This is a genomic window from Terrimonas pollutisoli, assembly GCF_029360765.1.
Lineage (GTDB): Bacteria > Bacteroidota > Bacteroidia > Chitinophagales > Chitinophagaceae > Terrimonas_B > Terrimonas_B pollutisoli.
Genome location: NZ_JARKNA010000001.1, coordinates 94,397 through 118,800, shown reverse-complemented (window position 1 = coordinate 118,800; position 24,404 = coordinate 94,397). Strand labels below are relative to the sequence as shown.

The window sequence follows — 24,404 nt, the reverse complement described above, 5'->3', positions numbered from 1 at the left end:
CCTGCGAACCATTATCTTTGCCCCGCTTAAGCAAAAGAATACATGAATCAAACGTTTAATCCTGATAAGCAGCATACACTAGCCAATGAAATTACCATTTCAGGTACAGGGCTGCACACCGGCATTTTAGCAGATCTTACCTTGAAACCAGCCAGCCCCGGTTTTGGTTTCCAGTTCAAAAGAATTGATCTTCCGCAACAACCCATCATTAAAGCAGATTGTGACCTGGTGACCGATACCAGTCGCGGTACTACTTTAGAGGCAAATGGTGGTAAAGTAAGCACAGTAGAGCATGTACTGGCAGCTCTTGTTGGGATGGGCGTTGATAATTGTCTCATTGAGATCAACGGGCCTGAAATGCCAATTATGGATGGAAGTTCACAACCTTTTGTCGAGCTGATTGAAGAAGCAGGCGTATCTGAGCAGGACGCAGCCAAACTCTGGTATAGTATTGATGAAAATATCTATCACTATGATGAGGCGAAAAGAGTAGAAATGGTAGTAATGCCTTCTACCGAATACCAGGTTACAACATTGATTGATTTCAATTCACCTGTACTCGGCACACAGCATGCGGAATTAAAAAACATGCAAAATTTCAAGGAAAAAATTGCCCCCTGCCGCACTTTTTGCTTTTTGCATGAGTTGGAAATGTTGTTGGATAATAATCTTATCAAAGGTGGTGATGTAAACAATGCCATCGTCATCGTAGACAAACCTGTTGACGATGTTGAAATGGAAAGGCTGAAAAAAATCTTTAAAAAAGATAAGATTGAAGTAAAAAGCGAAGGCTACCTGAATAACCTTGAGCTTCGTTTTCCGAACGAACCGGCAAGGCATAAACTGCTGGATATTGTTGGCGACCTGGCATTGATCGGCTATCCGATCAAAGGAAGAGTGATTGCCAATCGCCCCGGTCATAGTTCAAATGTTGAGTTTGCCAAAAAGATCAAGCAATACATAAAGAAGAATAAGCATATCAGGGGTGTGCCCGCCTATAACCCAACCGTTCCCCCCATTTATGATCTGACTTATATTGAAAAGAAACTACCGCACCGTTTCCCTTTTTTATTAGTTGACAAGATTATCGAATTGTCCGATACGCAGATTGTCGGTATAAAGAACGTCACTTTCAACGAATGGTTTTTCCAGGGACATTTTCCGGGAAATCCTGTTATGCCGGGAGTCCTTCAAATTGAAGCACTGGCTCAATGCGGTGGCATCTTAGCCATTAATCTTAGTGGAGAGGGACAATATGATACCTATTTCTTAAAAATCGATAATTGCAAATTCAAACAGATGGTTAAACCGGGGGATACCATGTTGTTGAAAATGGAGCTATCGGCGCCCATCCGCCGGGGTATTTGCGAAATGAAAGGAACGGTATATGTTGGCAACAAGGTGTGTACCGAAGCCGACCTTGTAGCGCAAATTGTGAAGCGATAGAGTCGTTTTTTAAAGCTATTTTGATGGTCAAATCGCATGCGATTTGGCCATTTGTTTTTATCCCCTCAAAACATCAAAAAATGTTAAAAAATCAGTGTTTATTTAGCGTTTGAAAGCCGCATGAGTGCTCGCTTTTTTGTACATTTGTCAGTATTTCATTTTTAATACTAAACGACAGGATTTTTCCTTTTTATGAGTGCAGAAATTACAGAAAAAATACCCGTAGCATCCGGCGGCTATGGTGCTGATAGTATCCAGGTTTTAGAAGGTTTAGAAGCGGTTCGTAAAAGGCCGGCCATGTATATCGGTGATGTAGGGGTAAAAGGTCTGCATCACCTCGTTTACGAAGTAGTTGATAACTCAATTGATGAGGCGCTTGCCGGCTATTGTAAAAATATTTTCGTTATTATCCACGAAGACAATTCCATTTCTGTTGAAGACGACGGACGTGGTATTCCAACCGGCATCAATAGCAAAGAAAAAAAATCGGCGCTGGAGATCGTGATGACGGTACTGCATGCAGGTGGTAAGTTTGATAAAGACACGTATAAAGTATCCGGCGGTTTGCACGGTGTGGGTGTTAGCTGCGTGAACGCTTTGAGTACAAAATTGCATGTGAAAGTAAACCGCGAAGGAAAAGTTTTTGAGCAGGAGTATCATATCGGTATTCCGCAATATCCTGTTCGTGAAATTGGTAAAAGTGAAACAACGGGTACCAAAGTTCATTTTTGGCCTGATGGTACCATTTTCAACAGCCTAATTTATAACAAAGAGATCTTAGAAGGACGCCTTCGTGAACTGGCTTTCCTGAATCGTGGTATTCGCATCAAACTCACCGATCTCAGGGAAAAAGAAGAAGATGGAGTATCTCCCTATTCAAAAGAATTTTACAGTGAAGGCGGTATTGTAGAGTTTGTGGAAATGTTGGACGCCAACGCAGGCCGTGACCAGCTGATCCCGAAAGTGCTTTTTGTAGAAGGACTGGATGAAGCCACCAACGTCGCCGTCGAGGTGGCGTTGTGTTACAATAGCAGCTATAGCGAGCATATTTACTCTTACGTTAATAACATCAACACGATTGAGGGCGGTACCCATGTCTCCGGTTTCCGGCGTGCATTAACAAGGGTATTTAAAAGCTACGGCGATAAAAACAGCCTGTTTGAAAAAGCAAAAGTGGAAATCGAAGGAGATGATTTCAGAGAAGGACTCAGTGCAATCATTTCAGTAAAAGTTCCGGAGCCTCAGTTTGAAGGGCAGACAAAGACCAAGTTGGGCAACAACGAGGTAATGGGTGTTGTTGACAGTACTGTTTCCAAGTCTTTAGAAATTTACCTGGAAGAAAATCCGAAGGATGCGAAAAATATCATTAACAAGGTAATTCTTGCGGCCCAGGCAAGAGCCGCTGCAAGAAAGGCGAGAGAACTGGTACAACGCAAATCCGTTTTGACGGGTGGCGGTTTACCTGGTAAATTAGCTGATTGCTCAGACAGGGATCCCGATCGATGTGAGTTATACCTGGTGGAGGGAGATTCAGCCGGTGGTACAGCAAAACAGGGAAGAGATAGAAGCTTCCAGGCTATTTTACCACTAAGAGGTAAAATTCTTAACGTAGAAAAAGCGATGGAACATAAGATCTATGAAAATGAGGAGATCCGTAATATGTATACCGCTTTGGGCGTGACAGTTGGTACTCCCGAGGATCCAAAAGAGCTCAATATCGTCAAGCTTCGCTATCATAAGCTTATCATCATGACCGATGCCGATGTAGATGGATCGCATATTGCTACCCTGATCCTCACATTCATTTTCCGTTATATGAAGGCCCTTGTAGAACAAGGCTATGTTTATATAGCACAACCCCCTTTATACCTTGTTAAAAAAGGAAAGGAACAGGCTTACGCCTACAACGAAAATCAGCGTAAAACCCTGGTGGAAAGATTGGGTGGTGGAAAAGAAGATTCAGTAACGATACAACGTTACAAAGGCTTGGGAGAAATGAACGCTGAACAGTTGTGGGAAACAACCATGAACCCTGAAACCAGAACACTAAAGCAAGTGACAATTGAAAGTGCCGCCGAAGCTGATCGCATCTTTAGCATGTTGATGGGTGATGAAGTTGGCCCGAGAAGAGATTTTATTGAAACACACGCTAAATATGCAAAGCTGGATGTTTAAGTGTATTCATTAAAGATAACCAATAAAAAAATCCCTACAAATGCAGGGATTTTTTTATTGATCATTAAAATCAGTTATCCATATAATTCCTGGTGAATTGATTTTCTATCATAGCCCATCGCAAGTATACGTTGCTTGGCCTCATCGATCATATTTTTCCAACCACAAAGAAAAAAACTTGCGGCCTGTTTTCCGCCGCAAAGTTCTTCATAAATACTATGTACATATCCTTTTTTACCCTCCCAGTCTTCGCGGGAAAGAGTTGGTATGTAGTGGAAGTTTTCGAGTTCAAGATTTCTTAACTCATCATAATATAAAATATCTTTTTGAGTCCGGCTGCCGAAAAGAATATAAATGTCCTTATGCGGAATATTGTGTCGCCAGATATGATGAATCATGCTTCTGAAAGGAGCTATTCCTGTTCCGGTACAAATAAGAAAAAGATCTTTTTGTAAATTTTCTTCATCTAATACGAATACCCCTTGCGGTCCCCGTAATGTCAGTTCACTGCCAACTTCCACATTTTTGAATAACCACGGTGTACCGAGACCATCTTCCACCAACACAATCACCAGCTCAAAGACATTAGTTCCATCGGGCCAGCTAGCGATGGAATAACTCCGCCATCTTTTATTAGGTTTTTCATGTATAGGAAGATCCAGCGTAACAAACTGGCCGGGTACAAAATCAAAAGAACTAAGTTCGGGAACTTCGATCCAGTATCGTCTTGTGTTGTCAGTTTCATTTTCAATACGAATAACCTTTCCAGTCCTCCAAGGTTGTATGGCCATAGCAATTAATTTAGTGGAAGTTACAAAAGAGAAATTTAATCCACCAAATGTGTTGCAATAGTTCTGCGGCATATTCTTCATAGGTTTTCCACAAAAAATGGCATTGGCATAGTAGTTGGTTTTCAGGTTCTGCAATCTTCTTATAACTGTTTATGTGAAAGAAGTATACAATTTCTTAACATTAAAAATAGATTTATCATGAAGAAGAAAATGCTAACCTGTGGTATCATCGCGGCTTCTGTTGCTGGCCTATTTGCGTTTACAACCACACAGTCATCAATTACAGGAAAAGTTACTCCGGCAGATGGCGCGGAGTCTGTATGGGCTGTAAGTGGCACCGACACTGCCAAGGGAACTATTAGCGGGGGAGCTTTTACGTTAGAAGTAAAACCCGGCACTTATAAATTGACTGTAGATGCCAAAGATCCTTACAAAGATGTAACACTTGAAAACCTGGAAGTAAAACAAGATCAACCACTGGATGTAGGTGAAGTTGTTCTTCAAAAATAACTCTCATACGAACGGGACGGTTTATAAGGAAAAAGACCCTGCAGCAGCAGGGCTTTTTTAATGACAGGATAAAATACTTTACACTTTATATTTAAACCTGTGATGGTACGACTCATCAACAAGGTTCTCCAAATATTTTGTTTAATTCCTGATACATTCACTTTTAATTGGCATGTACAACTTGCAAATAATAACCGGCTCCAATGGTACTTGCTGATGAACTTTTAAAGAAGTTGATTAATAAAACTGATAGTCCGTATTTTTGCAACGCGGAACTATGACTCAGGAATTGTTGCAATTGTATCAAAACACCCCCCGCCTTTTTCAAATTGCGGACAGGATTTCTTTTTCCCAACCCCAAAAAATATATGCAAAAGGACTGCTTGGAAGTTCACCGGCTTTTCTAACCGCCGCTACATTTTTACATCCATCCTGCGAGCAGCTTAATCACCTGATTATTCTAAACGATGCGGAAGAGGCCGCTTATTTTCACAATACCCTGGAGAATCTGACAGGTGCACTGGATATATTTTATTTTCCCTCCTCGTTTAAAAACAGGAAGAATTATCGTTTGCTCAATTCTTCGCATGTTATGTTGCGCACAGAAGCCCTGACAAAAATTGCAGCAGGCGGCAATAAAAAAGTAATTGTTACCTATCCTGAAGCCCTGTTTGAAAAAGTAGTGATTGCGAAAACACTTTCTTCTAATATCATTCATATCAAATCCGGCGATACATTAAATGTAAATGAGCTGCTGCTGAAACTTTCAGACTACGGCTTTGAAAGAACTGACTTTGTGTATGAGCCGGGCCAGTTTGCTATTCGCGGCGGTATCCTTGATATTTATTCATTTGGCAATGAAAAACCCTATCGCATCGAGTTATTCGGCAACGACGTGGACACAATCCGCATTGTTGACCCTGAAACTCAATTGAGTGAACGAAAGTTATTACAGGTAAATATCATACCGAATGTAGACACCCAATTTGAAAATGAAGAAAGGATTTCGCTACTGGAGTTTTTGCCGGAAAATACGGTAGCCTGGATACAGGATTATGAATTATGCAAGGAAAGGCTGCTCGACAGTGAAGATGAAGTGCAGGCTTTTCTAAAGCTTGAGCAGGAGTTAAACGAAGGCCGTGAGTATAAAACAAAAGAGGAAGATGAGGAAAGACTGGTAAAGAAGGATCTGAGTATGGATGACTTTATTAGCGCAAAAGATTTTGTTGATAAAATCATTCAGCGACATGTTATCGGCTTTGGCCATTCCAATACTTTCCCTGACTATTACCCAACATTTACCATAGAATTTACCACCAAATCGCAACCGGCATTCAACCGCCAGTTTGAATTGCTGATAAGAGATTTGAAAGCATGGGAAAAAAAGGGATTTTCCATTTACCTGTTTGCAGATAACCCAAGACAACTGGAACGTCTGCAAACTATTTTTGATGATCTCAAAGCGGAGATTGTTTTCAATCCCGTTACAACTTCCATTCACGAAGGATTTATTGATGAAGATCTTAAAGTTGTCTGCTATACCGATCACCAGGTATTTCAACGGTATCACAAATACAGGGTCAAGCAGGCTTATAATAAAAATAAGGCTTTAACACTTCGTACACTTCGGGAGTTGCAGCCTGGTGATTTTGTCACACATATAGATCATGGCGTAGGCGTATTCAGCGGTTTGCAGAAAATGGAGGCAAATGGCAAACTGCAGGAAGCAGTCCGGATTATTTATAAAGACAGTGACATTCTGTATGTAAATATTAATTCACTCCACAAGATTGCTAAATATACAGGCAAAGAAGGTAGTGTGCCGAAGGTAAATAAATTGGGCAGTGATGTTTGGAGTAAGTTAAAAGACAAGACAAAAACAAAGGTTAAGGAAATTGCTTTCGACCTGATAAAGCTATATGCCCAGAGAAAAGCGCAGCAGGGCTTTTCTCATTCACCCGATAATTACTTACAAACCGAGTTGGAAGCTTCTTTCATTTATGAAGACACTCCTGATCAAAGTAAAGCAACGGGGGATGTAAAAAAAGACATGGAATCATCATCACCGATGGACCGCTTAGTTTGCGGTGATGTAGGTTTTGGGAAAACAGAAGTGGCGATCAGGGCCGCCTTTAAAACCTGCGTGGATGGTAAACAAGCCGCTGTGCTAGTTCCAACAACTATCCTTGCATTCCAGCATTATAAAACTTTCTCAGAACGTTTAAAAGATTTTCCTGTTACCGTCGATTATATCAATCGGTTTAAATCAGCTAAGGAGAAAAAAGCAACGCTAAAGAAACTGGAAGAAGGAAAAGTGGATATCCTGATTGGCACTCACGGCATTTTGGGAAAAGATGTGAAGTTTAAAGACCTGGGATTATTGGTGATTGATGAAGAACAAAAGTTTGGTGTAGGCCATAAAGAAAAAATCAAAACCTTGCGAACAACGGTCGACTGTCTTACATTGACCGCCACGCCAATTCCCCGCACACTACAGTTTTCCTTAATGGGTGCAAGGGACCTGAGTATTATCAATACTCCTCCGCCCAACCGCCAGGCTATTCAGACAGAAGTACAGGTATTTAATGAAGATTTTATCCGTGATGCCGTTTATTTTGAAAGCGAAAGAGGCGGACAGGTTTTTGTCATTTATAACCGGATCAACGGCCTTGCTGAGATGGCAGCCATTATCCAGGGACTGTGCCCGGATCTTAGCATAGGGTACGCACATGGTCAAATGGAAGGTCACGAACTGGAAGAGCGGATTTTAGACTTTATCGATAAAAAATACGATGTGCTGGTTTGCACCAATATCGTGGAAAGTGGCGTTGACATTCCCAACGTCAATACGATCATCGTAAATAATGCTCACCAGTTTGGTCTTAGCGATCTTCACCAATTGCGGGGAAGAGTCGGTCGGAGTAATAAAAAAGCTTTTTGTTACCTGCTTGCTCCGCCCATGAGTACTTTACCGTCAGATTCGAGGAAGAGGCTTCAAACATTGGAGCAGCACAGTGAATTGGGCAGTGGTTTCCAGATTGCCATGAGAGATCTTGATATCCGGGGTGCGGGCAATATGCTGGGCGGTGAGCAAAGCGGCTTTATGGCCGAAATTGGCTTTGAAATGTACCAGAAGATTTTGGATGAAGCTATACGGGAGTTAAAAAGAACAGAATTCAAAGAGCTTTTCAAGGAAGAGATTACCAAACAGGACGATTATGTACAGGATTGCACTATTGATACCGATCTTGAGATCCTGATTCCTGACGAATATGTAGAAAATATAGCGGAGCGACTTTCACTGTACCAGCGAATGGATAACTGCGAAACAGAACAGGATCTTGTGCAAATGCGGGAGGAACTGCATGACCGTTTCGGACCTATTCCTCAGCAGGTTGAAGACCTGTTTATTACGGTACGGTGCCGGAAGCTGGCTGTCGAGATTGGCTTTGAAAAAATGTCTCTCAAGTCAGATATATTGCGGTGCTATTTCATCAACCGCCCGGATTCAAACTATTTCGAGTCAGCACTATTCAATAATATTATCACTTATCTCCAAACCGGTACCAACAAAGGACGACTCAAGCAAAATGGAAAACTTTTCATGTTAATTGCTGAGCCGATTAAAACAATGGAAGAAATGCTTCGTTTCTTATCGGGTCTTCACCGTTATTGTTTTGCCGAAGCTGAAGCAACGGCATAAGCGATTTTTGGCTTGAAGGCTTTCCCAACTAAGATTTTACCATTAATTGTTCTATTTTTATTAGACATTCTATTCTGTTTATGAGGTTGAGTCCGGCTCTACTATTATTTGTATGCTTGCTACTATGTTCATACACATCATTTTCACAGGATGATGAAAAATTCCGGCTGCAATTAAAAAGTGGCTCATTTATTCCCGCAAAAAATTTTGATGATAGTACAATCAGCCAGGTTAGCCAACGGGCGTCAAGGTCAGGTGGAAAATCCTTTGTGGTTATTCAGTTTGAAAGCATACCCTCTGCTGAAGAGAGAAAGCAGTTGCTGGAGGAAGGAATAGAGCTTGTAGATTACATCCCTAATAATGCCTATACTGCTACCGTTACCGGTTCTCTTCGATCAAATGGACTCAAAAGAGCAAAAACGAGGGCAATTATTGAGTTGTCAGCAGCACAGAAAATGGAACCTGCCTTATCCCGCGGGGAGATTCCATCCTGGGCTATAAAAGCTCCTGGTACAGTGGATCTTTGGGCCAGTTTTCCCAAGGCTTTTTCGTATGAAACAATTAGCGCTATATTAAAAGCAAAAGGCTTTGAAATAATTTCGGCGGATTTTAAGGCTTACAATATTATAGCGTTAAGAATTGCAACCAATCGGGTTCAGGAGCTGGCCGAATTGCCTTTCTTTGACTATGTTCAGTTTGCTCCACCGGAGCCAGAATTACTAAATGAGCGGAGTACTACTGTTGCGAAAGCAAACGTTTTGCAATCAAGCTTGTCCGGAGGCCGCAATCTCCTTGGGGAGGGTGTGGTTGTAGGTGTGGGTGACTACATAAACCCATGGCAACATATTGATTTTGCAGGCAGGTTTATTAATAAGTCACCTGCCACCGGCTCAGGTTCCAGCGATTACCATGGAATTCACGTCTCCGGAATAGTTGGCGGCGCAGGAATTGTAAGGGAGCAGTATACCGGCTTTGCGCAAAAATCTACTCTCATTCTACAAAATACCCTGAATATAGTTGGCTATGCTCCCACCTATGTTCAAGACTATGGAATGGTTATTACGAACAATTCATATGCGGTGACTTCCGGAGACTGCGCCTCGCTAGGAGTATATGATCTTTATTCCCGGATACTGGATCAACAAACTTTTCAAATGCCAAACCTCCAGCATGTATTCGCAGCAGGTAATAGTGGCACTCAAGATTGCAGTCCCTATCTGCCAGACTTTGGGAACGTGTACGGAGGCCCCCAGTCCGCAAAAAATCTGCTTACAGTCGGTTCTACCAGCGAATATAACAACTCCAGCAGAGGTCCCGTTAAAGATGGAAGATTGAAACCGGAAATCGTAGCCAGAGGTCAAGTGCTCTCCACCCGTCCGACTAATACCTATGCATCCGACTTTGGTACCAGCTACTCCTCACCGGCAGTTGCCGGCGGGCTGGCATTGCTTTATCAACGGTATCGCCAATTGCATTCAAATGCGAACCCCAAAAGCGGATTAATGAAAGCCTTGCTTTGCAATGGAGCCAGAGATTTGGGAACTGCCGGTATTGATTATCGTTATGGGTTTGGCGTGATGAACCTGTTGCGGTCAGTAACCATGTTGGAGAAAAACGATTATATCAATGCATCAGTAAACAGTGGCGCCACCAACACCCATTCAATCACCATTCCGGCAGGTTCTTCACTGGCCCAGCTTAAGGTGATGTTGTACTGGAACGATTCGGCAGCAGCATCAATGGCTGCGACGGCACTTGTAAATGACCTTGATTTGGAAGTTACCGACCCGGCCGCTACTACTCATCTGCCCCAGGTATTGAATTCGTCTCCAGGCAATGTGAGTGATCCGGCCACTACGGGAGCCGATCATGTAAACAATATAGAGCAAGTTATTATCGATAATCCCGCCAGTGGTAATTATACTTTTTCAGTAAAGGGAACAACAATCCCATCCGGCACGCAGCATGAATATTTTTTGGTATTCGATACCATCCCTGTTTCTGCCACTTTAACTTTTCCGGCAGGAGGCGAACGTCTGCAAACGGGAAGTACAATCGTTGTTCAATGGGATGCATTTGGCAATACAGCCAATACTTTTACTTTACAATACTCACTTGATAACGGGACTAGCTGGGGCAATATAAACAGTGCGATAGCAGCAAATGTAAGAGAATTAAACTGGGCAATCCCCAACACTCCTACTACCCCTACAAACCAGGCGAGGGTAAAGCTCATTCACAACGGAACTGGTATTGAAAGCATCAGTGAACCTTTCACTATTTTAGGATTGCCTGTCATAACACTTGCATCCACCGCTAATCAATGTGAAGGGTATATTGCTATGAATTGGAGGCCGATAACCGGAGCAACAGACTATGAAGTAATGATGTTAAGAAACGATGAAATGGTTCCTATTGCCACTACCATCGACACATTTTATACTTTTAGCGGACTTTCGAAGGATTCTGTTTACTGGCTTTCCGTACGACCAAGAATAAACGGTAACCCGGGCAGAAGGGCCTGGGCAGTTTCACGCCAGCCAAATACTGGTAGCTGTAGCGGTACTGTATCTGATTATGACCTAAAAGTCGATAGCATTATTTCTCCCTCTTCAGGTAGAAAATTTACATCTACGGAGCTTTCCAATAATTCCATTGTATCCATCCGTATTAAAAATCTTGATAACGCCGCAACGACGGGAGATATTCCTGTGAGTTACACTATAGGGAACAATCCGCCGGTGGTTGAGACAATTGTGGCGGCAAATATACCCGCCGGAGGAACACATGTTTATAGTTTTGTGACTCCTGCGGATTTATCTGCTATTGGCACTTATGATCTAAAAACGAGCGTCTCGTATGCAAACGACCCCGTTGTAAAAAATGATACTTTATCTAGAACGATCAAGCAACTGGATAATCCATTAGTCAACCTGGCGACTCCATTTCTCGATAATATCGAAACTGCGACAGACCAATCTTATGCAAGTCCCCAACTTGGCTTGCAGGGATTAGATCGATACGATTTCACCACTTCCGGAATTTATGGACGGTTACGAACTTTTGTCAATACAGGCGTTGCTTATTCGGGCACAAAAGCGCTAACGCTTGATGCTGACCGGTATAATGCAGGAGGTACCATCGACACTCTTACAGCTACTTTTAACTTGCAGGGTTATGATGCCCAGGTAGACAATATCCGTCTTGACTTTATGTTTAAGCATCACAGCCAGGACTATAATCCAGCAAATAGATTATGGATAAGGGGCAATGATCAACAGCCCTGGATAGACGCTTATGATCTTTTTGTAAACCAAAGCGCACCCGGAATCTTTAAAAAAGTGTCAGGTATTGACTTGAGCGGGTTACTCGACCAATCGTCACAAAACTTTTCATCCAGCTTCCAGGCCCGATGGATACAAGGCGGACAATCAATAACAGCAGATAATGAAACTGCGGATGGCTATACTTTTGATGACATCAGCTTGTATAAAGTGATAAATGATATTGAACTGCTGAGTATCGACACACCAATAGTCGCCAGTTGCGGTTTAAACAATACTGTTCCGGTAAAAATAAAGATCAGGAATACTTCTCCTGATGTAATAGCTAGTATACCTGTCTCCTTTAAGGTGGACAATGGCACAACGGTTAGTGAATCCATTTCATCAATTAATGGACATACCACTATTACCTACATGTTTACCGCTACTGCCAATCTTTCGACGACCGGATTTCATACCTTGAAGGTGTGGTGTGCATTGCCCAGTGATTCCTATCATGGCAATGACACTGTAACAATAACTATTTATAATTCTCCCCAGATAACCAGCTTCCCTTATCTGCAAAACTTTGAATCAAATGACGGATTCTGGCATGCTGATGGTACGAATTCATCCTGGCAATACGGAGCCCCGTCGTCAACTATGATAAGCAAGGCGGCAAGTGGCACAAAAGCGTGGAAAACCAATCTTACCGGAAACTATAACGACCAGGAAGAATCTTATCTCTATTCTCCCTGTTTTGACCTGACGGGAATGACAAGTCCAACGCTAAGTTTTAGTGCGGCATTGGATCTGGAATATTGTGGCGCTGATTTGTGCGACGCTGCTTATGTAGAATATTCCAATGATGGAAAGACCTGGTCAAGGTTAGGAGCTACCACTCAAGGTACAAATTGGTATAACAAAGATTACAGCGGAAACCAGCTTTGGAGCATTCAGAACTACACCCGCTGGCATGTGGCAACCATTCCACTGCCTGTAGGTTCAGGCTCATTGCGGCTTCGTTTTGTGATGCAATCTGACCCCTATGTAACCCGGGAAGGTATAGCAATTGATGACATTCATATTTATGATAACCTGAATGGCATTTACGAAGGCCCACCTTATACAAGTACAGTTAGTCAACAATCAAATGTGAACGGAAATGATTGGGTACACTTCCTTTCCGGCGGAAAGCTACTTGCTTCGGTAAATCCGAATGGAATAAACCTGGGTGATATAGACGTGCAAACTTATAACCACACCGGTGCGGTGCGAACCAATACCAACCAATATTATAACAACAGGAACATCACCATTAAACCACAAACAGTGAACCTGCCCGGTCCTGATTCAGCATCAGTTCGTTTCTATTTTTTAGATACCGAAGTTGAAGCGCAGATCGCCGCTACAGGCTGTGCCATGTGTAGCAAACCATCAAGCGCCTATGAACTGGGTGTGACAAAATATAGTGACACCAATGATGCGTTTGAAAATGGAACACTGGGAGATAATACGGGTACCAATTATCTATTTATTGCTCCCGCGAAGATTACCAAAGTTCCTTTTGATAAAGGCTACTACGCTGAGTTTAAAGTGAAAAACTTTTCCGAGTTCTGGCTCAACAATGGAGGACCTTTTAACGATCAACCTTTGCCGGTTGAACTGGTCAGTTTTACTGCAAAGAAAAATGCCTCGAACAATGTAGTAGCAGAATGGGTAACGGCCTGGGAAGAAAATACCGCCCGTTTTGAAATTGAACTAGCCAAAGGCAATGATGAATACCGGCAAAACCACTTTGTCAAAATTGGAGAAGTTATAAGTGCCGGTAACAGTACAAGCCAACGACAATATCAATTTACAGACGAAGAATATAATAAACAGGGTGTACGCTACTATCGTCTAAAGATGATAGATATTGACGGCAAATTCACTTACTCAATAATCAGGGCAGTTGTATTTGATGATGAAGTAAAATGGCAGGTATATCCTAACCCATCTGTTGGTGTGTTCAATTTCGTATACCAGGTAAATGAAGGTGAGATGGTCAATATCAAATTACATGATATAAATGGCAAACTGGTGCAGCAGCGAACTATGACGGCCAACGCTTTTGTGCAAAAAATAACTATCGACCTCTCCGGGCCAAACTATGCTCCAGGTTTGTACTTGCTCGAAGCAACAGCTGGCGACAAGAAATATACGTTCAGGTTATTGAAGCAATAAATCATCTTCTATGCAATACAAAAGGCCAGGTCTTCCGAAAACCTGGCCTTTTGTATACGTTTAATTTATTTTAATCTTCCCATCCTTTTTTGGCTATTCCGGCTTGTATTGCAGCCAATGCTTTCTCCGCACCCAGCAAAGTGGTAAGTTTATTACCCTTGCCATCATTACCCTGGGCCATATAGGCGCCCTTCGCCGTTTTGGTAATTACTGCGTCTTGAATGGGAACGCCTTTTTCCTTAGTTTTTACATTATAGGCCGTAAGTGTTACTTCAGACATGATATTGTTTTTTGATTAGTAATGATTGAAATTACGGATTTTGGGGCGTTTAGAAGGAGAGGATGTCGCTAAAAAAGGCTCAAAAGGGCAATTTTTAAAGTATAGTTGTTTGAAAATCAGCACCAAACACCTTTCCCATTTGTTTTTCACATTCGCAAATTGAATCACTTAAATGTGATTTTGTCCCGTTAAACATGGCGAGGCGAGCGCCTCGCATCCAAAAATTAAACAGCTTCGGTTTAGTCAATAGCCTTTAATACTATTTCTTTTAATTTATCTATAGGCACCCGCTCCTGTTCCATACTATCCCGATAGCGGATGGTAACCGTGTTATCTTCCTTCGTCTGATGATCAACTGTTACACAAAACGGTGTGCCCAGGGCATCCATCCGGCGGTAACGTTTACCGATGGCATCTTTTTCTTCATAAAAACATCTAAACGAAGACTTGCAGTCATCCATAATTTTCTTAGCAATTTCGGGTAAGCCATCCTTTTTAAGTAGAGGGAACACTGCCATTTTTATTGGAGCCAACTTCGCAGGAAATTTTAACACGACCCGACTATCAGGTTTTTCAGGAGTACCCAAGTCCTGTTCTTCGTACGCATTACTCATGATCAGGAGGAACATCCGGTCCAGGCCTATGGATGTTTCAATCACATAAGGAATGTAGTTTCCAAATGGTTTGCCCGTTACAGGGTCAATGTCATTATCGAAATAATTCTGCTTTTTCTTACTGTATTCCTGGTGTTGCTTAAGGTCATAATCAGTACGGCTGTGGATACCCTCAACTTCTTTAAATCCAAATGGGAATTCATACTCTATATCACCGGCATTATCTGCATAAAAAGCCGGTTTTGCGTGAGGGTGCCAGCGATATTTGGCTTCGTCAATGCCTAAGCTCAGATGCCATTTTTGCCTGGCTTTCTTCCAGTATTCGAACCACTCCTTTTGTGTTCCGGGTCGGCAAAAAAACTGCATCTCCATTTGCTCAAACTCCCGCATGCGGAAAACAAACTGGCGGGCCACGATTTCGTTACGAAAGGCTTTACCAATTTGTGCAATACCAAACGGCACTTTCATGCGTCCTGTTTTCTGCACATTCAGAAAGTTGACAAATATCCCCTGTGCCGTTTCAGGGCGGAGGTAAACTATATTTTCCTCACCCTCTTCGGCCGATACGGCACCGAATTCCGTGGAAAACATCAGGTTGAACTGGCGAATGTCCGTCCAGTTCGTAGTGCCGCTAACGGCGCATTTAATATTGTGATCGGTGATCAGCTTTTTCAATCCTTCAAAATCATCTTTTGCCAGTAAACGCTCCATTTGTTCCAGCAGAGCCTTGGCTTCATCATAGCGTCCATCATTTTCCATCTGGTCGGCGTGAGCTTCGATCAAATGATCTACCCGGTAACGCTTTTTGCTATCCTTGTTGTCGATCATCGGATCATTGAAGTTGTCCACGTGACCAGATGCTTTCCATGTAGTAGGATGCATGAAGATGGCAGCATCAATACCCACGATATTGTCGTGAAGCTGCGTCATGCTCTTCCACCAATAATCCTTGATGTTTTTTTTCAATTCACTCCCCCACTGTCCGTAATCATAAACGGCCTGCAGGCCATCATATATTTCACTGCTGGGAAAAATAAACCCGTACTCTTTACAATGCGATATAATCGCCTGGAATTTGCCCGAATCGTTTGCCATAGGGCGCAAAAGTAAGTCAGAACCGGGATTTATAAGATGAAAATGATTAAGAGGAAAAATCGCTTCAATCAGCCGGAACCAACAAACGTATTTAAGAAAGATTTGAAAGGTTCTCCCGAAAGCTACTGGTAAATAATACCGGGAGGATTTCCGTTTTCAAAAATAATATGTGCTATACAGGTGGCTGTTTCCATTAACCAGGTTATGAAAACTTCATTTGATCAATCGGCTTTGGCTGGTATACTATTAGCTGCCGAGGTTTGCTGAATATCCTTTTTAGTTTGTATTTCCACCTGCTCTACCCAAACTGCATATTTGCTGGGGTAAATATGTGAACCGGTGCAAATGGCATAACCTCTTGTAAAAGCGGCGCCGAAATACAATATGATCGCCGAATAATAAACCCAAACTAAAATAACAATAATGGAACCAGCGGCTCCATAGGCCGAAGACATCCGGCTATGCCCAAGATAATAACTGATTAAAAACTTGCCGGCCATAAATAGCAAGGCCGTGGCAAATGCCCCGGCTCGTACATGCTTCCATTCGATACGGGCATCGGGTAATACTTTAAAAATAAGACCAAACAGGAATGATGTCATGAGATAAGTGATAACCAGGTTTAAACTGTACACCAATATTACCTGCGTTTCAGGAAACACCCGGGTCAATCTGCCAATCAACGCATCCATAATGCCATTTAAAATAAGAGAAACCAACAATAAAAATCCAAGCGAGATGATAAGTGAGAAAGAAAGTAGCCTGTCAATGATCAGCTTCAACCAGGCACGGCCTTTTTTTGGTTTGGCTTTCACCCGCCAGATTAGATTGATAGAATCCTGGATTTCTCCAAAAACACTGGTCGCACCGATGATCAGGGTGACCAGCCCTATGATTGTAGCAAAACTTCCCTCCGTTGATAAGGTAGCATTGCGAATTGTATCCTGGATTTGAATAGCTGCATCAGACCCCACCAGTTTAGCGATATGGCCATAAACACTTCCCTCAACCGCTTCATGCCCATAAAAAATATCGCTCACCCATACCACAATGATAATAAGGCCCGGTAAGGAAAATATAGTATAGTAGGCAAGGGCAGCACTTAGCTTCAACACCCGGTGCTCAAAAAAATCATGAAAGGCCTGCTTAATACTACCCCAAATAATTTTTAGCCGCATACCTAATAGCCTGAAAAAAATAATGCCAATTATTGCTGGTTAGGCCCACCCTTTAGTTTTTCATTTTGTTGGTGGCGGTCAGCATCTCTTATATTTTTCTTTTCAAAATTCTTTTGTAATGCATCTGTCAGGTCTACTCCCGTCTGGTTAGCCAGGCAAATCAATACCCATAAAACATCAGCCATTTCATCAGCCATATTTCTGTTCTTATCGCTTTCCTTGAATGATTGATCGCCGTATTGACGGGCTATTATGCGGGCCAGCTCACCTACTTCCTCTGTCAGGATTGCCATGTTGGTCAATTCGCTGAAGTAGCGAACCCCAACTGTTTTGATCCATTGGTCAACTTGTTGCTGCGCATTTTGAATTGTCATAACAATATTTTTTGAAAATTTTTGCAATATAGCATGATTGTTGCCGTTATAGACCTCCCTAAACAAAGCCGTACCTGCTGGAACAGAAATTTATTTCCTAACCCATTATTGTTCTATGATACAAACCTTTTTTTGTAAAAGCATGGCTTTTTTGGCAATCGTCTGTATTGCTTTGGGATCGCAGGCACAAAATGCCGGGTCATCAATACCCGCTAAATCAACTGAAAATTTTGCCCGGCCTTATCGCATTCTCACATCCGGTAAGCAAATAACGATCAAAAGCTCCAAAACAATTAAAAGTGTAATGGCATGGACATCCGGTGGCAACCGGGTTCATGAGCAAAAAGATATTAATGTCGCGTTATATAGCTTCCGGATAACCGTAAATGAAAAAGTATTTTTCATCCGGGTACAATTAGCTGATGGCAATACCTATTCTGAAAAGATTGGTGTGCAATAAGCTAAGAGCTCAAGGAGGGAAAAGAGAAAAAGAGTTTAGTGAAGTCCCTTTAATAGTTCGTTTTTTCTTAGCTGTAAACCATTTGCATCTCGCTTTCAACTCCTTTTCTCTTTTGAACTCTTAGTCTTTATTTTTAGTATCAATTACGATCGTCACAGGTCCATCATTTAATAATTCCACTTTCATATCAGCACCAAACTCCCCGGTTTCAATGGGTTTGCCCAGATCTTTCGACAGTTGCTTTTTCATTTCTTCATACAGAGGTATTGCAATATCAGGTTTGCTGGCTTTAATATAGGAAGGACGGTTCCCTTTCTTCGTACTCGCATGCAAGGTGAACTGGCTTACTAATAATATCTCCCCGCTTATATCTTTTAGTGAGATATTCATCACTCCATTTTCATCGTTAAAAATGCGAAGGTTTACAATTTTTCCGCTTAGCCATTCTATATCTTCAACAGTATCGGCATCTTCTATTCCCAATAAGATAAGAAGACCATAACCTATTTGTGAATGAACAGATCCATTGACCGTTACGCTGGCCCTTGATACCCGCTGAATGACTGCTTTCATCGTATCTTTATCCTTTTCGCAAATGTATTGACTATTGACTATGATCGACCTGGCAAAAGAAATATCACTTCAAACAACACGAAGTGGTGGCAAAGGCGGGCAAAATGTAAACAAGGTGGAGACCGCAGTGATTGCTTCTTTTAAAATTGATGATTCACAATTATTATCCGGCGAACAAAAGATCCTGTTAAAAAATAAATTATCACATCGGATCTCGGCTGACGGCTTCTTGCAGGTAAAAGCTCAAACACATCGAACCCAATTAGCGAATAAGGAAGAAGCAATCGACAAAATCAATAAGCTGGTAAATGCAGCGTTAATAAAAAAGAAAATACGCATTGCGACAAAAATCAGCAAAGCAGCAAAAGAAAGAAGAATAGAATCTAAAAAAAGACAGGCAGAGATTAAATCCGGTCGAAAAAAATTCAGGTCCGGCGATTTTTAGACAATACCGCCGTTCTAAAAAGATAGAGTGAAAAAAACTTTCCTGGCCATATTACTGCTTGGCGTTTCAGCCGTCGCACTTTCTTATAGCCTGGGATCCTGCCGTAAAAATGACAATCCCAACAATCTTACACTACTTGACCAGGAAGTCCCGGAAGGCTTTCCCAGCCCGGTTTACACATTTACCGATAATCCATTAACTAAAGAAGGCTTTGAGCTGGGTAGAAAATTGTTTTACGATGGCCGGCTTTCGGTAGATGGCGCCCATCCATGCTCATCCTGTCACCAGCAAATTGCTGCCTTCGGAACCTATGAGCATGACCGAAGCCATGGCGTCTTCAATTCGCATACGTTGCGCAATGCACCGGTTTTATTCAACCTGGCCTGGCAGGATAAATTTCACTGGGACGGTGAATTCAACGCTTTGTTTGACGAGGCTGCACAACCTATTAACGGGCATATTGAAATGGGCGAAACCTTTAATGGAGTGATCGATAAGTTGCAAAAAGATGCTGATTACAGGAAGCGATTCCGTGATGTTTTTCATTCGGAATTTATCAGGCCGGAATTTATTTTGAAAGCCCTCGCCCAGTTTACCGGCAGCATGGTTTCAGCTAATTCAAAATATGACAGGTATAAGAAGGGAACGGCCAGTTTCTCTGCAGAAGAAGAAAATGGTTACCTGCTATTCCAGTTGCACTGCAACAGTTGTCATAAAGAACCTTTATTCACTGATTACAACTTTCGGAATATTGGCTTGCCAATAGATAATTTTTTAACCGATTATGGAAGAATGCGGGTCACAAAGGACCTTGCAGATTCGTTAAAATTCAAAACGCCGACCCTCCGTAATGTTTATATTTCTTCTAACTATATGCATGATGGACGCTTCAACACCTTAGCACAATGCATTAACCACTACCGAACCGGTGTCCGGCAAAGCGCCACATTAGATCCTTCCCTGGCCAATGGTATCCAGCTTACTGATACCGAAGCTATCAACCTGGCACTTTTTTTAAGAACGTTGACGGATTCTTCCTTATTAAATGATAAGCGATTCAGCAAACCCTGAATTAACTACATCTCTGCTCGTCTTTTACTCTTCAATCCATCTAAAGCTGTCCGCTGTGTTTCTATGTATTTCTGCTGCTTTTCGATATCCTCGGTATTTTTTTTCAATTTCTTTTCAAGATCGGCTTTTTCATCCTGCAAGTCCTTGAACTTCTTTTCTGCTTTTACCACCTCATTGTCCTGGGCTTTTATCTGGAGTTCCAGGTTGGCTTCTTCTATTTCCGGCGTCAGACCATTCACAAACCCTTTTGCTTTACCGACACTGTAGGCATCCATTGAAGACAAGGCGTTTTCACCATCTTTTTGCATAATGATATAAAGAGTCGTTTCATCTTTTTCCCGCCTGCTTTTGCGATCTGTCTTTACTATATAATCCATCCGCGAATCGCTGATCTCGGGAATAAGGGCATTTTTAAAGACGATGAAGCCTTTATCCTTATTAAAAACCCCTTTCTCTTCTTTGGCCTTAAAACCCATTTTTTCAATTTTTTGAACGATTGCGTTTTCGACAGCTTCCTGCGTGTAGGCATAGTCAATCGCAATTGCCTGTTGCTTTTTTTTACCGTACTCAATACTGCTTTCATAAGACTGAGCAACTACAGGTATTGAGGAACCAATACAAATGCTTGCGACAAGTAAAAGACTTTTCATGTGTTAATTATTATTGTTTTTTGGCCGCCTGTAATTCACCATAAAAATTTTCATTGTCCCGATAGCTATCGGGAGTATAAATTGCTCGAAAATTTTTATGGCTCATTTCTTCGGTTTATTTTTTATTGTTTTTGTTTTATGGAATCTGCCTGTGAGGCCATGAACCTATTTCATGTGTTTGCTTTTCGATAGTACGACAATTTTCAAAACAAATACCCTTGCCAGCTTATCATATTAACTATTTTTTACAAAGATAGAAGAAACTGAAAATGGGTTGCAGGGGAGTAAATAACAACAGTGATACAGATATTGGTTTTTTGTGCAACGACCAGTTACTTTTGTCAAAAATCTAATTCTTGGGTGGAATAAAAAAACTGGCAGGGCAAACATTATGGTATGGCGTTCCTACTATCGCAAGGCGTTTTCTTGGGTATATAATGAACCTGACCCTCCCACTCATTTTTGCCCAGCCCTCCAAAACAGCTGACCTTACACAGATCTATGCCATCATCCCGTTTTTAAATGTGTTATTTACCTACGGGCTTGAAACGGCTTATTTTCGTTTTTCCCGTGATGAAGAGCAAAAGAATTTATACAGCACCTTATCCCTGTCGCTGTTAGGTTCTACCATTTTCTTTACGGCGCTATTATTCATCTTCAAAGATTCCATTGCCGGCTGGGCCAATCTTGATGAACACCCGGAATATGTAAACTGGATGGCGGCCATTATTTTTTTTGATGCCATCAGCACCCTGGCTTTTGCGAGGTTGCGACAGGAAAACCGGCCAAAACGTTATGCATTTGCCACCCTCGCTGGTGTACTTTTAAACATACTCGTTGTTGTACTGTTCCTTGCCATCATTCCAAAATATGTTCAAAACAACCCGAATAGTTTTTTAGGAACGTTTTATGATAAAAATATTGGCATTGGCTATTACCTGTTGGGTAATCTTGCAGGCAGCATACTTACTTTTCTTATTCTTAGAAAGGAATTTGCGCAAATACAGTTTCATTTTGATTCGTCACTATGGAAAAAAGTGATGGAATATGCCTATCCGCTGGTAATTGTTGGCATGGGCGGAATGGTAAATGATATGTTGAGCCGGCTGATTTACCAGCATGTGGTTGACCTGCCGGAAGAGCAAGCCAAACATGAGCTCGGTATTTTTGGAAATATTTACCGCCTGGCTGTTCTGATCACTATCATGATACAGGCCTTCCGTATGGCGGCTGAACCATTCTTTTTCAGTCAAAGTAAAGACGAAAATGCGCCCCGCACCTATGCCCGCATCATGAAGTTTTTTGTGATCGCCTGCTGCTGCATGTTTCTTTTTATCAGCCTTTATATAGATGTATTTGCCTGGTTTTTCCAGGCAATCGATAAACCCGCCTGGGTTGAAGGATTAAACGTGGTGCCCCTATTAGCCCTCGGCAATGTTTTTCTTGGCATATACTATAACCTCAGTATTTGGTATAAGCTTACCAATAAAAACATGACCGGTGCTGTCATTACCTTTGGTGGCGCAGCGATCACTATTGTATTAAACATCCTGCTGATACCACGTTATCATTACCTGGGAGCAGCTATTGCCACTTTTTGTTGTTACCTGTTTATGATGATAACCAGTTACCTGCTGGGTCAAAAATATTACCCGGTTCCTTATGCCCGCAAAAAACTCATTTCCTACCTCGTCCTGACGGTGATCATCTATGCATTGCATCGTGGTCTCGTAAGCTTATGGTCCAATCATTGGTTCAATCTTATTACAGCCAGTATCTTGTTATTATTATTCGGCTTGTTTGTAGCCAAAGTGGAAAGAAGAGAGCTGGAAAGAATGCCCTTTATCGGTAAATTGGTGATGAAAATCTGATGTTCACACAGGAAGAAATAAAAAAGAAATTAGGCGGCTATGCTGCCGGACTTGTTCCAGCTAATTCCACTATTGGCCTTGGAACAGGGTCCACAGTATTTTGGTTAATAAAAGAATTAGCTGACCGTATACAACAAGGTCTTCAAATAAAAGTCGTCCCTACATCTTCTTCTACCAAGGCGTTGGCCCTGCAGCATGGGATTGATATTGTTGAACTAAATGATATTGATACCCTCGCAATCACCATTGATGGCGCCGATGAAGTTGATCGTTCTTTTAATATGATCAAAGGTGGTGGTGGCGCTTTGTTGCAGGAAAAATTGGTGGCTGCTGCATCGGATAAACTGATCATCATTGCAGATGAAAGCAAATGGGTGAATCAGGTAGGTCGCTTTCCATTGCCTGTTGAAGTAATGCTGATCGGCTGGAAGCAGGTGAAGAAAAAAATCACAGCGATGGGATGCAGCAATATCGTGTTGAGGGAAAAAAATAATGTTCCCTACGTTACGGATAATGGACATTATATCCTGGATTGCCATTTTGAAAAAATCAATGATGCTGCTGCGCTCAATATAGCCTTACATCTCCTTCCCGGCGTTGTAGAGACCGGCCTTTTTGTCAATATGGCCGATACGATTATTATTGGTCATGCGGATGGAAGCATTGAAGTAAAAGAAAAATAATTGCCCCCTCTAAGTCATCGTTATTTTAGTACCTTTTAAAATGGGATTAATTTTTACCTATGTTAAAAAAAATGAAAAGAAAAACTATCAACAAACTTCCTGTTAAGAAGCAAACAAAGCAACTTCTTAAATATTTTTTTACCATATTTTTTTACCATATTTTTTTCTTCGGGAGATGAACCATCAGGCCAGTTATATCTATACTTCCAGCCTATTTTATTTGCTTTAAACCAAAAGTAAAACGAGCTTATTGCTGTCAATGTAAAAACAATGCATACAATAGTAGTAAAAAAGGTATTTTGCTTCATGCCATTTATTTGAAATTTGTTAATACAATTTCACAAACGGGTTGTTCATCTTTTCAAAACCAACCGTTGTTACTGTTCCATGACCTGAATACACTTTTGTTTCATCGGGGAGAGTGAAAAATTTTGTTTGAATACTATTGATCAACGTATCGTAGTCGCCGCCAGGTAAATCAGTTCTGCCGATGCTACCGTTAAATAATACATCCCCACCGATTACAAACCCACCAGCTTCATGATAGAAAGAAACACTACCGGGTGAATGACCAGGGGTAAAAAGCACTTCCAGTTCTTCATTACCCAATGTGACATTAGTTCCTTCTTTTATATAAGTCAGCGGTCCCTGGTAATTTTCAAATGGCAGTTGCCAGCGTAATCCTGATTCGGGTCCCCTGTCCAAAACAGGTTTTTCTTTTTCATGAATATGCAGCACAAGTCCCCAGGTGTCATGCACGAACTTATTACCAAAGATGTGATCGAGGTGGCAGTGTGTATTCAGGAGCAAAACCGGCTTCAAGCCTGCTTTTTCGATCTCCGCTTTCAGTTTCTCCTTCTCCGCAGAAAAATAACAGCCCGGGTCTATAATGCAGCACTCCTTGTTTTCGTTATACAAAACATAGGTATTTTCCTGGACGGGATTAAATGTAAATGTCTTAAGGCTTAACATGATTAGTTTTTAATTCATTTCCCA

The 24,404-nt window shown here is 41.7% G+C and carries 18 protein-coding genes and 1 pseudogene; 10 read left to right on the top strand and 9 right to left on the bottom strand.

The features are described from left to right. Positions 1–42 precede the first annotated feature (42 nt). Positions 43–1,446, top strand: coding sequence for a bifunctional UDP-3-O-[3-hydroxymyristoyl] N-acetylglucosamine deacetylase/3-hydroxyacyl-ACP dehydratase (locus P2W73_RS00505; protein WP_276500009.1), 1,404 nt, complete (start codon positions 43–45; stop codon positions 1,444–1,446). Positions 1,447–1,638: 192 nt separating this feature from the next. Then, on the top strand, positions 1,639–3,621 hold the full coding sequence (gene gyrB / locus P2W73_RS00500) for a DNA topoisomerase (ATP-hydrolyzing) subunit B (RefSeq protein WP_276500008.1): 1,983 nt from the start codon (positions 1,639–1,641) through the stop codon (positions 3,619–3,621). A 74-nt stretch (positions 3,622–3,695) separates the two neighbouring features. On the opposite strand, the gene P2W73_RS00495 is transcribed toward gyrB, so the two are convergent. Then, the gene (locus P2W73_RS00495) at positions 3,696–4,412 is read right to left on the bottom strand and encodes a ferredoxin--NADP reductase (RefSeq protein ID WP_276500007.1); all 717 of its coding nucleotides are present in this window, start codon (positions 4,410–4,412) and stop codon (positions 3,696–3,698) included. A 198-nt stretch (positions 4,413–4,610) separates the two neighbouring features. Here P2W73_RS00495 and P2W73_RS00490 point away from each other — a divergent pair, with 198 nt between their 5' ends. From P2W73_RS00490 to P2W73_RS00480, 3 genes are all read left to right on the top strand, one after another. Beyond that, positions 4,611–4,922 carry a carboxypeptidase-like regulatory domain-containing protein gene (locus tag P2W73_RS00490; protein WP_276500006.1) on the top strand — a complete coding sequence of 104 codons (312 nt, stop codon included), beginning with the start codon at positions 4,611–4,613 and terminating at the stop codon, positions 4,920–4,922. A 277-nt stretch (positions 4,923–5,199) separates the two neighbouring features. Beyond that, positions 5,200–8,625: a transcription-repair coupling factor gene (gene mfd / locus P2W73_RS00485; protein WP_276500005.1), complete on the top strand. Its 3,426-nt coding sequence runs from the start codon at positions 5,200–5,202 to the stop codon at positions 8,623–8,625. A gap of 116 nt (positions 8,626–8,741) precedes the next feature. Next, positions 8,742–14,114 carry a S8 family serine peptidase gene (locus P2W73_RS00480; RefSeq protein WP_276500004.1) on the top strand — a complete coding sequence of 1,791 codons (5,373 nt, stop codon included), beginning with the start codon at positions 8,742–8,744 and terminating at the stop codon, positions 14,112–14,114. A gap of 70 nt (positions 14,115–14,184) precedes the next feature. On the opposite strand, the gene P2W73_RS00475 is transcribed toward P2W73_RS00480, so the two are convergent. The 4 genes from P2W73_RS00475 to P2W73_RS00460 form a co-directional block, all read right to left on the bottom strand. Next, positions 14,185–14,394: a hypothetical protein gene (locus P2W73_RS00475; protein ID WP_276500003.1), complete on the bottom strand. Its 210-nt coding sequence runs from the start codon at positions 14,392–14,394 to the stop codon at positions 14,185–14,187. Between the two features lie 239 nt (positions 14,395–14,633). Then, a complete protein-coding gene (locus P2W73_RS00470; protein ID WP_276500002.1) occupies positions 14,634–16,103 on the bottom strand; it encodes a glycine--tRNA ligase in 1,470 nt (489 codons plus the stop codon). 221 nt (positions 16,104–16,324) lie between these two features. Beyond that, complete coding sequence (locus tag P2W73_RS00465) at positions 16,325–17,281, bottom strand: YihY/virulence factor BrkB family protein (protein ID WP_276500001.1); 957 nt, start codon at positions 17,279–17,281, stop codon at positions 16,325–16,327. Positions 17,282–17,310: 29 nt separating this feature from the next. After that, the gene (locus tag P2W73_RS00460; RefSeq protein WP_276500000.1) at positions 17,311–17,655 is read right to left on the bottom strand and encodes a nucleotide pyrophosphohydrolase; all 345 of its coding nucleotides are present in this window, start codon (positions 17,653–17,655) and stop codon (positions 17,311–17,313) included. 142 nt (positions 17,656–17,797) lie between these two features. On the opposite strand from P2W73_RS00460, the gene P2W73_RS00455 reads away from it, so the two are divergent. Continuing rightward, on the top strand, positions 17,798–18,115 hold the full coding sequence (locus tag P2W73_RS00455) for a DUF8694 domain-containing protein (RefSeq protein ID WP_276499999.1): 318 nt from the start codon (positions 17,798–17,800) through the stop codon (positions 18,113–18,115). A gap of 120 nt (positions 18,116–18,235) precedes the next feature. On the opposite strand, the gene dtd is transcribed toward P2W73_RS00455, so the two are convergent. Next, positions 18,236–18,688, bottom strand: coding sequence for a D-aminoacyl-tRNA deacylase (gene dtd, locus P2W73_RS00450; RefSeq protein ID WP_276499998.1), 453 nt, complete (start codon positions 18,686–18,688; stop codon positions 18,236–18,238). Between the two features lie 58 nt (positions 18,689–18,746). Here dtd and arfB point away from each other — a divergent pair. After that, positions 18,747–19,133 (top strand): annotated as a pseudogene (gene arfB, locus P2W73_RS00445) (alternative ribosome rescue aminoacyl-tRNA hydrolase ArfB); the annotation flags it as partial. 27 nt (positions 19,134–19,160) lie between these two features. Beyond that, on the top strand, positions 19,161–20,204 hold the full coding sequence (locus tag P2W73_RS00440) for a cytochrome-c peroxidase (protein ID WP_276499996.1): 1,044 nt from the start codon (positions 19,161–19,163) through the stop codon (positions 20,202–20,204). A 5-nt stretch (positions 20,205–20,209) separates the two neighbouring features. On the opposite strand, the gene P2W73_RS00435 is transcribed toward P2W73_RS00440, so the two are convergent. After that, positions 20,210–20,854, bottom strand: coding sequence for a hypothetical protein (locus P2W73_RS00435; protein ID WP_276499995.1), 645 nt, complete (start codon positions 20,852–20,854; stop codon positions 20,210–20,212). A gap of 356 nt (positions 20,855–21,210) precedes the next feature. Here P2W73_RS00435 and P2W73_RS00430 point away from each other — a divergent pair, with 356 nt between their 5' ends. Together P2W73_RS00430 and rpiA are read left to right on the top strand one after the other, a co-directional pair. Continuing rightward, positions 21,211–22,725, top strand: coding sequence for a lipopolysaccharide biosynthesis protein (locus P2W73_RS00430; protein WP_276499994.1), 1,515 nt, complete (start codon positions 21,211–21,213; stop codon positions 22,723–22,725). Further along, positions 22,725–23,408 (top strand): ribose-5-phosphate isomerase RpiA, encoded by a 684-nt coding sequence (rpiA, locus tag P2W73_RS00425; RefSeq protein WP_276499993.1) that lies wholly within the window; start codon positions 22,725–22,727, stop codon positions 23,406–23,408. The genes P2W73_RS00430 and rpiA overlap by 1 nt, the downstream gene beginning before the upstream one ends. A 62-nt stretch (positions 23,409–23,470) precedes the next feature. Here the strand turns inward: rpiA and P2W73_RS00420 are convergent, their stop codons facing one another. Together P2W73_RS00420 and P2W73_RS00415 are read right to left on the bottom strand one after the other, a co-directional pair. Then, positions 23,471–23,716, bottom strand: a complete 246-nt coding sequence (locus P2W73_RS00420) for a hypothetical protein (RefSeq protein ID WP_276499992.1) — start codon at positions 23,714–23,716, stop codon at positions 23,471–23,473. Between the two features lie 19 nt (positions 23,717–23,735). Next, positions 23,736–24,380: an MBL fold metallo-hydrolase gene (locus P2W73_RS00415; protein WP_276499991.1), complete on the bottom strand. Its 645-nt coding sequence runs from the start codon at positions 24,378–24,380 to the stop codon at positions 23,736–23,738. Positions 24,381–24,404 lie beyond the last annotated feature (24 nt).

Coding starts and splice junctions, on each gene's coding strand:
- P2W73_RS00505 (WP_276500009.1), top strand. CDS start 43: ATGAATCAAACGTTTAATCCTGATAAGCAGCATACACTAGCCAATGAA.
- gyrB (WP_276500008.1), top strand. CDS start 1,639: ATGAGTGCAGAAATTACAGAAAAAATACCCGTAGCATCCGGCGGCTAT.
- P2W73_RS00495 (WP_276500007.1), bottom strand. CDS start 4,412: ATGGCCATACAACCTTGGAGGACTGGAAAGGTTATTCGTATTGAAAAT.
- P2W73_RS00490 (WP_276500006.1), top strand. CDS start 4,611: ATGAAGAAGAAAATGCTAACCTGTGGTATCATCGCGGCTTCTGTTGCT.
- mfd (WP_276500005.1), top strand. CDS start 5,200: ATGACTCAGGAATTGTTGCAATTGTATCAAAACACCCCCCGCCTTTTT.
- P2W73_RS00475 (WP_276500003.1), bottom strand. CDS start 14,394: ATGTCTGAAGTAACACTTACGGCCTATAATGTAAAAACTAAGGAAAAA.
- P2W73_RS00470 (WP_276500002.1), bottom strand. CDS start 16,103: ATGGCAAACGATTCGGGCAAATTCCAGGCGATTATATCGCATTGTAAA.
- P2W73_RS00465 (WP_276500001.1), bottom strand. CDS start 17,281: ATGCGGCTAAAAATTATTTGGGGTAGTATTAAGCAGGCCTTTCATGAT.
- P2W73_RS00460 (WP_276500000.1), bottom strand. CDS start 17,655: ATGACAATTCAAAATGCGCAGCAACAAGTTGACCAATGGATCAAAACA.
- P2W73_RS00455 (WP_276499999.1), top strand. CDS start 17,798: ATGGCTTTTTTGGCAATCGTCTGTATTGCTTTGGGATCGCAGGCACAA.
- dtd (WP_276499998.1), bottom strand. CDS start 18,688: ATGAAAGCAGTCATTCAGCGGGTATCAAGGGCCAGCGTAACGGTCAAT.
- P2W73_RS00435 (WP_276499995.1), bottom strand. CDS start 20,854: ATGAAAAGTCTTTTACTTGTCGCAAGCATTTGTATTGGTTCCTCAATA.
- rpiA (WP_276499993.1), top strand. CDS start 22,725: ATGTTCACACAGGAAGAAATAAAAAAGAAATTAGGCGGCTATGCTGCC.
- P2W73_RS00420 (WP_276499992.1), bottom strand. CDS start 23,716: ATGAAGCAAAATACCTTTTTTACTACTATTGTATGCATTGTTTTTACA.
- P2W73_RS00415 (WP_276499991.1), bottom strand. CDS start 24,380: ATGTTAAGCCTTAAGACATTTACATTTAATCCCGTCCAGGAAAATACC.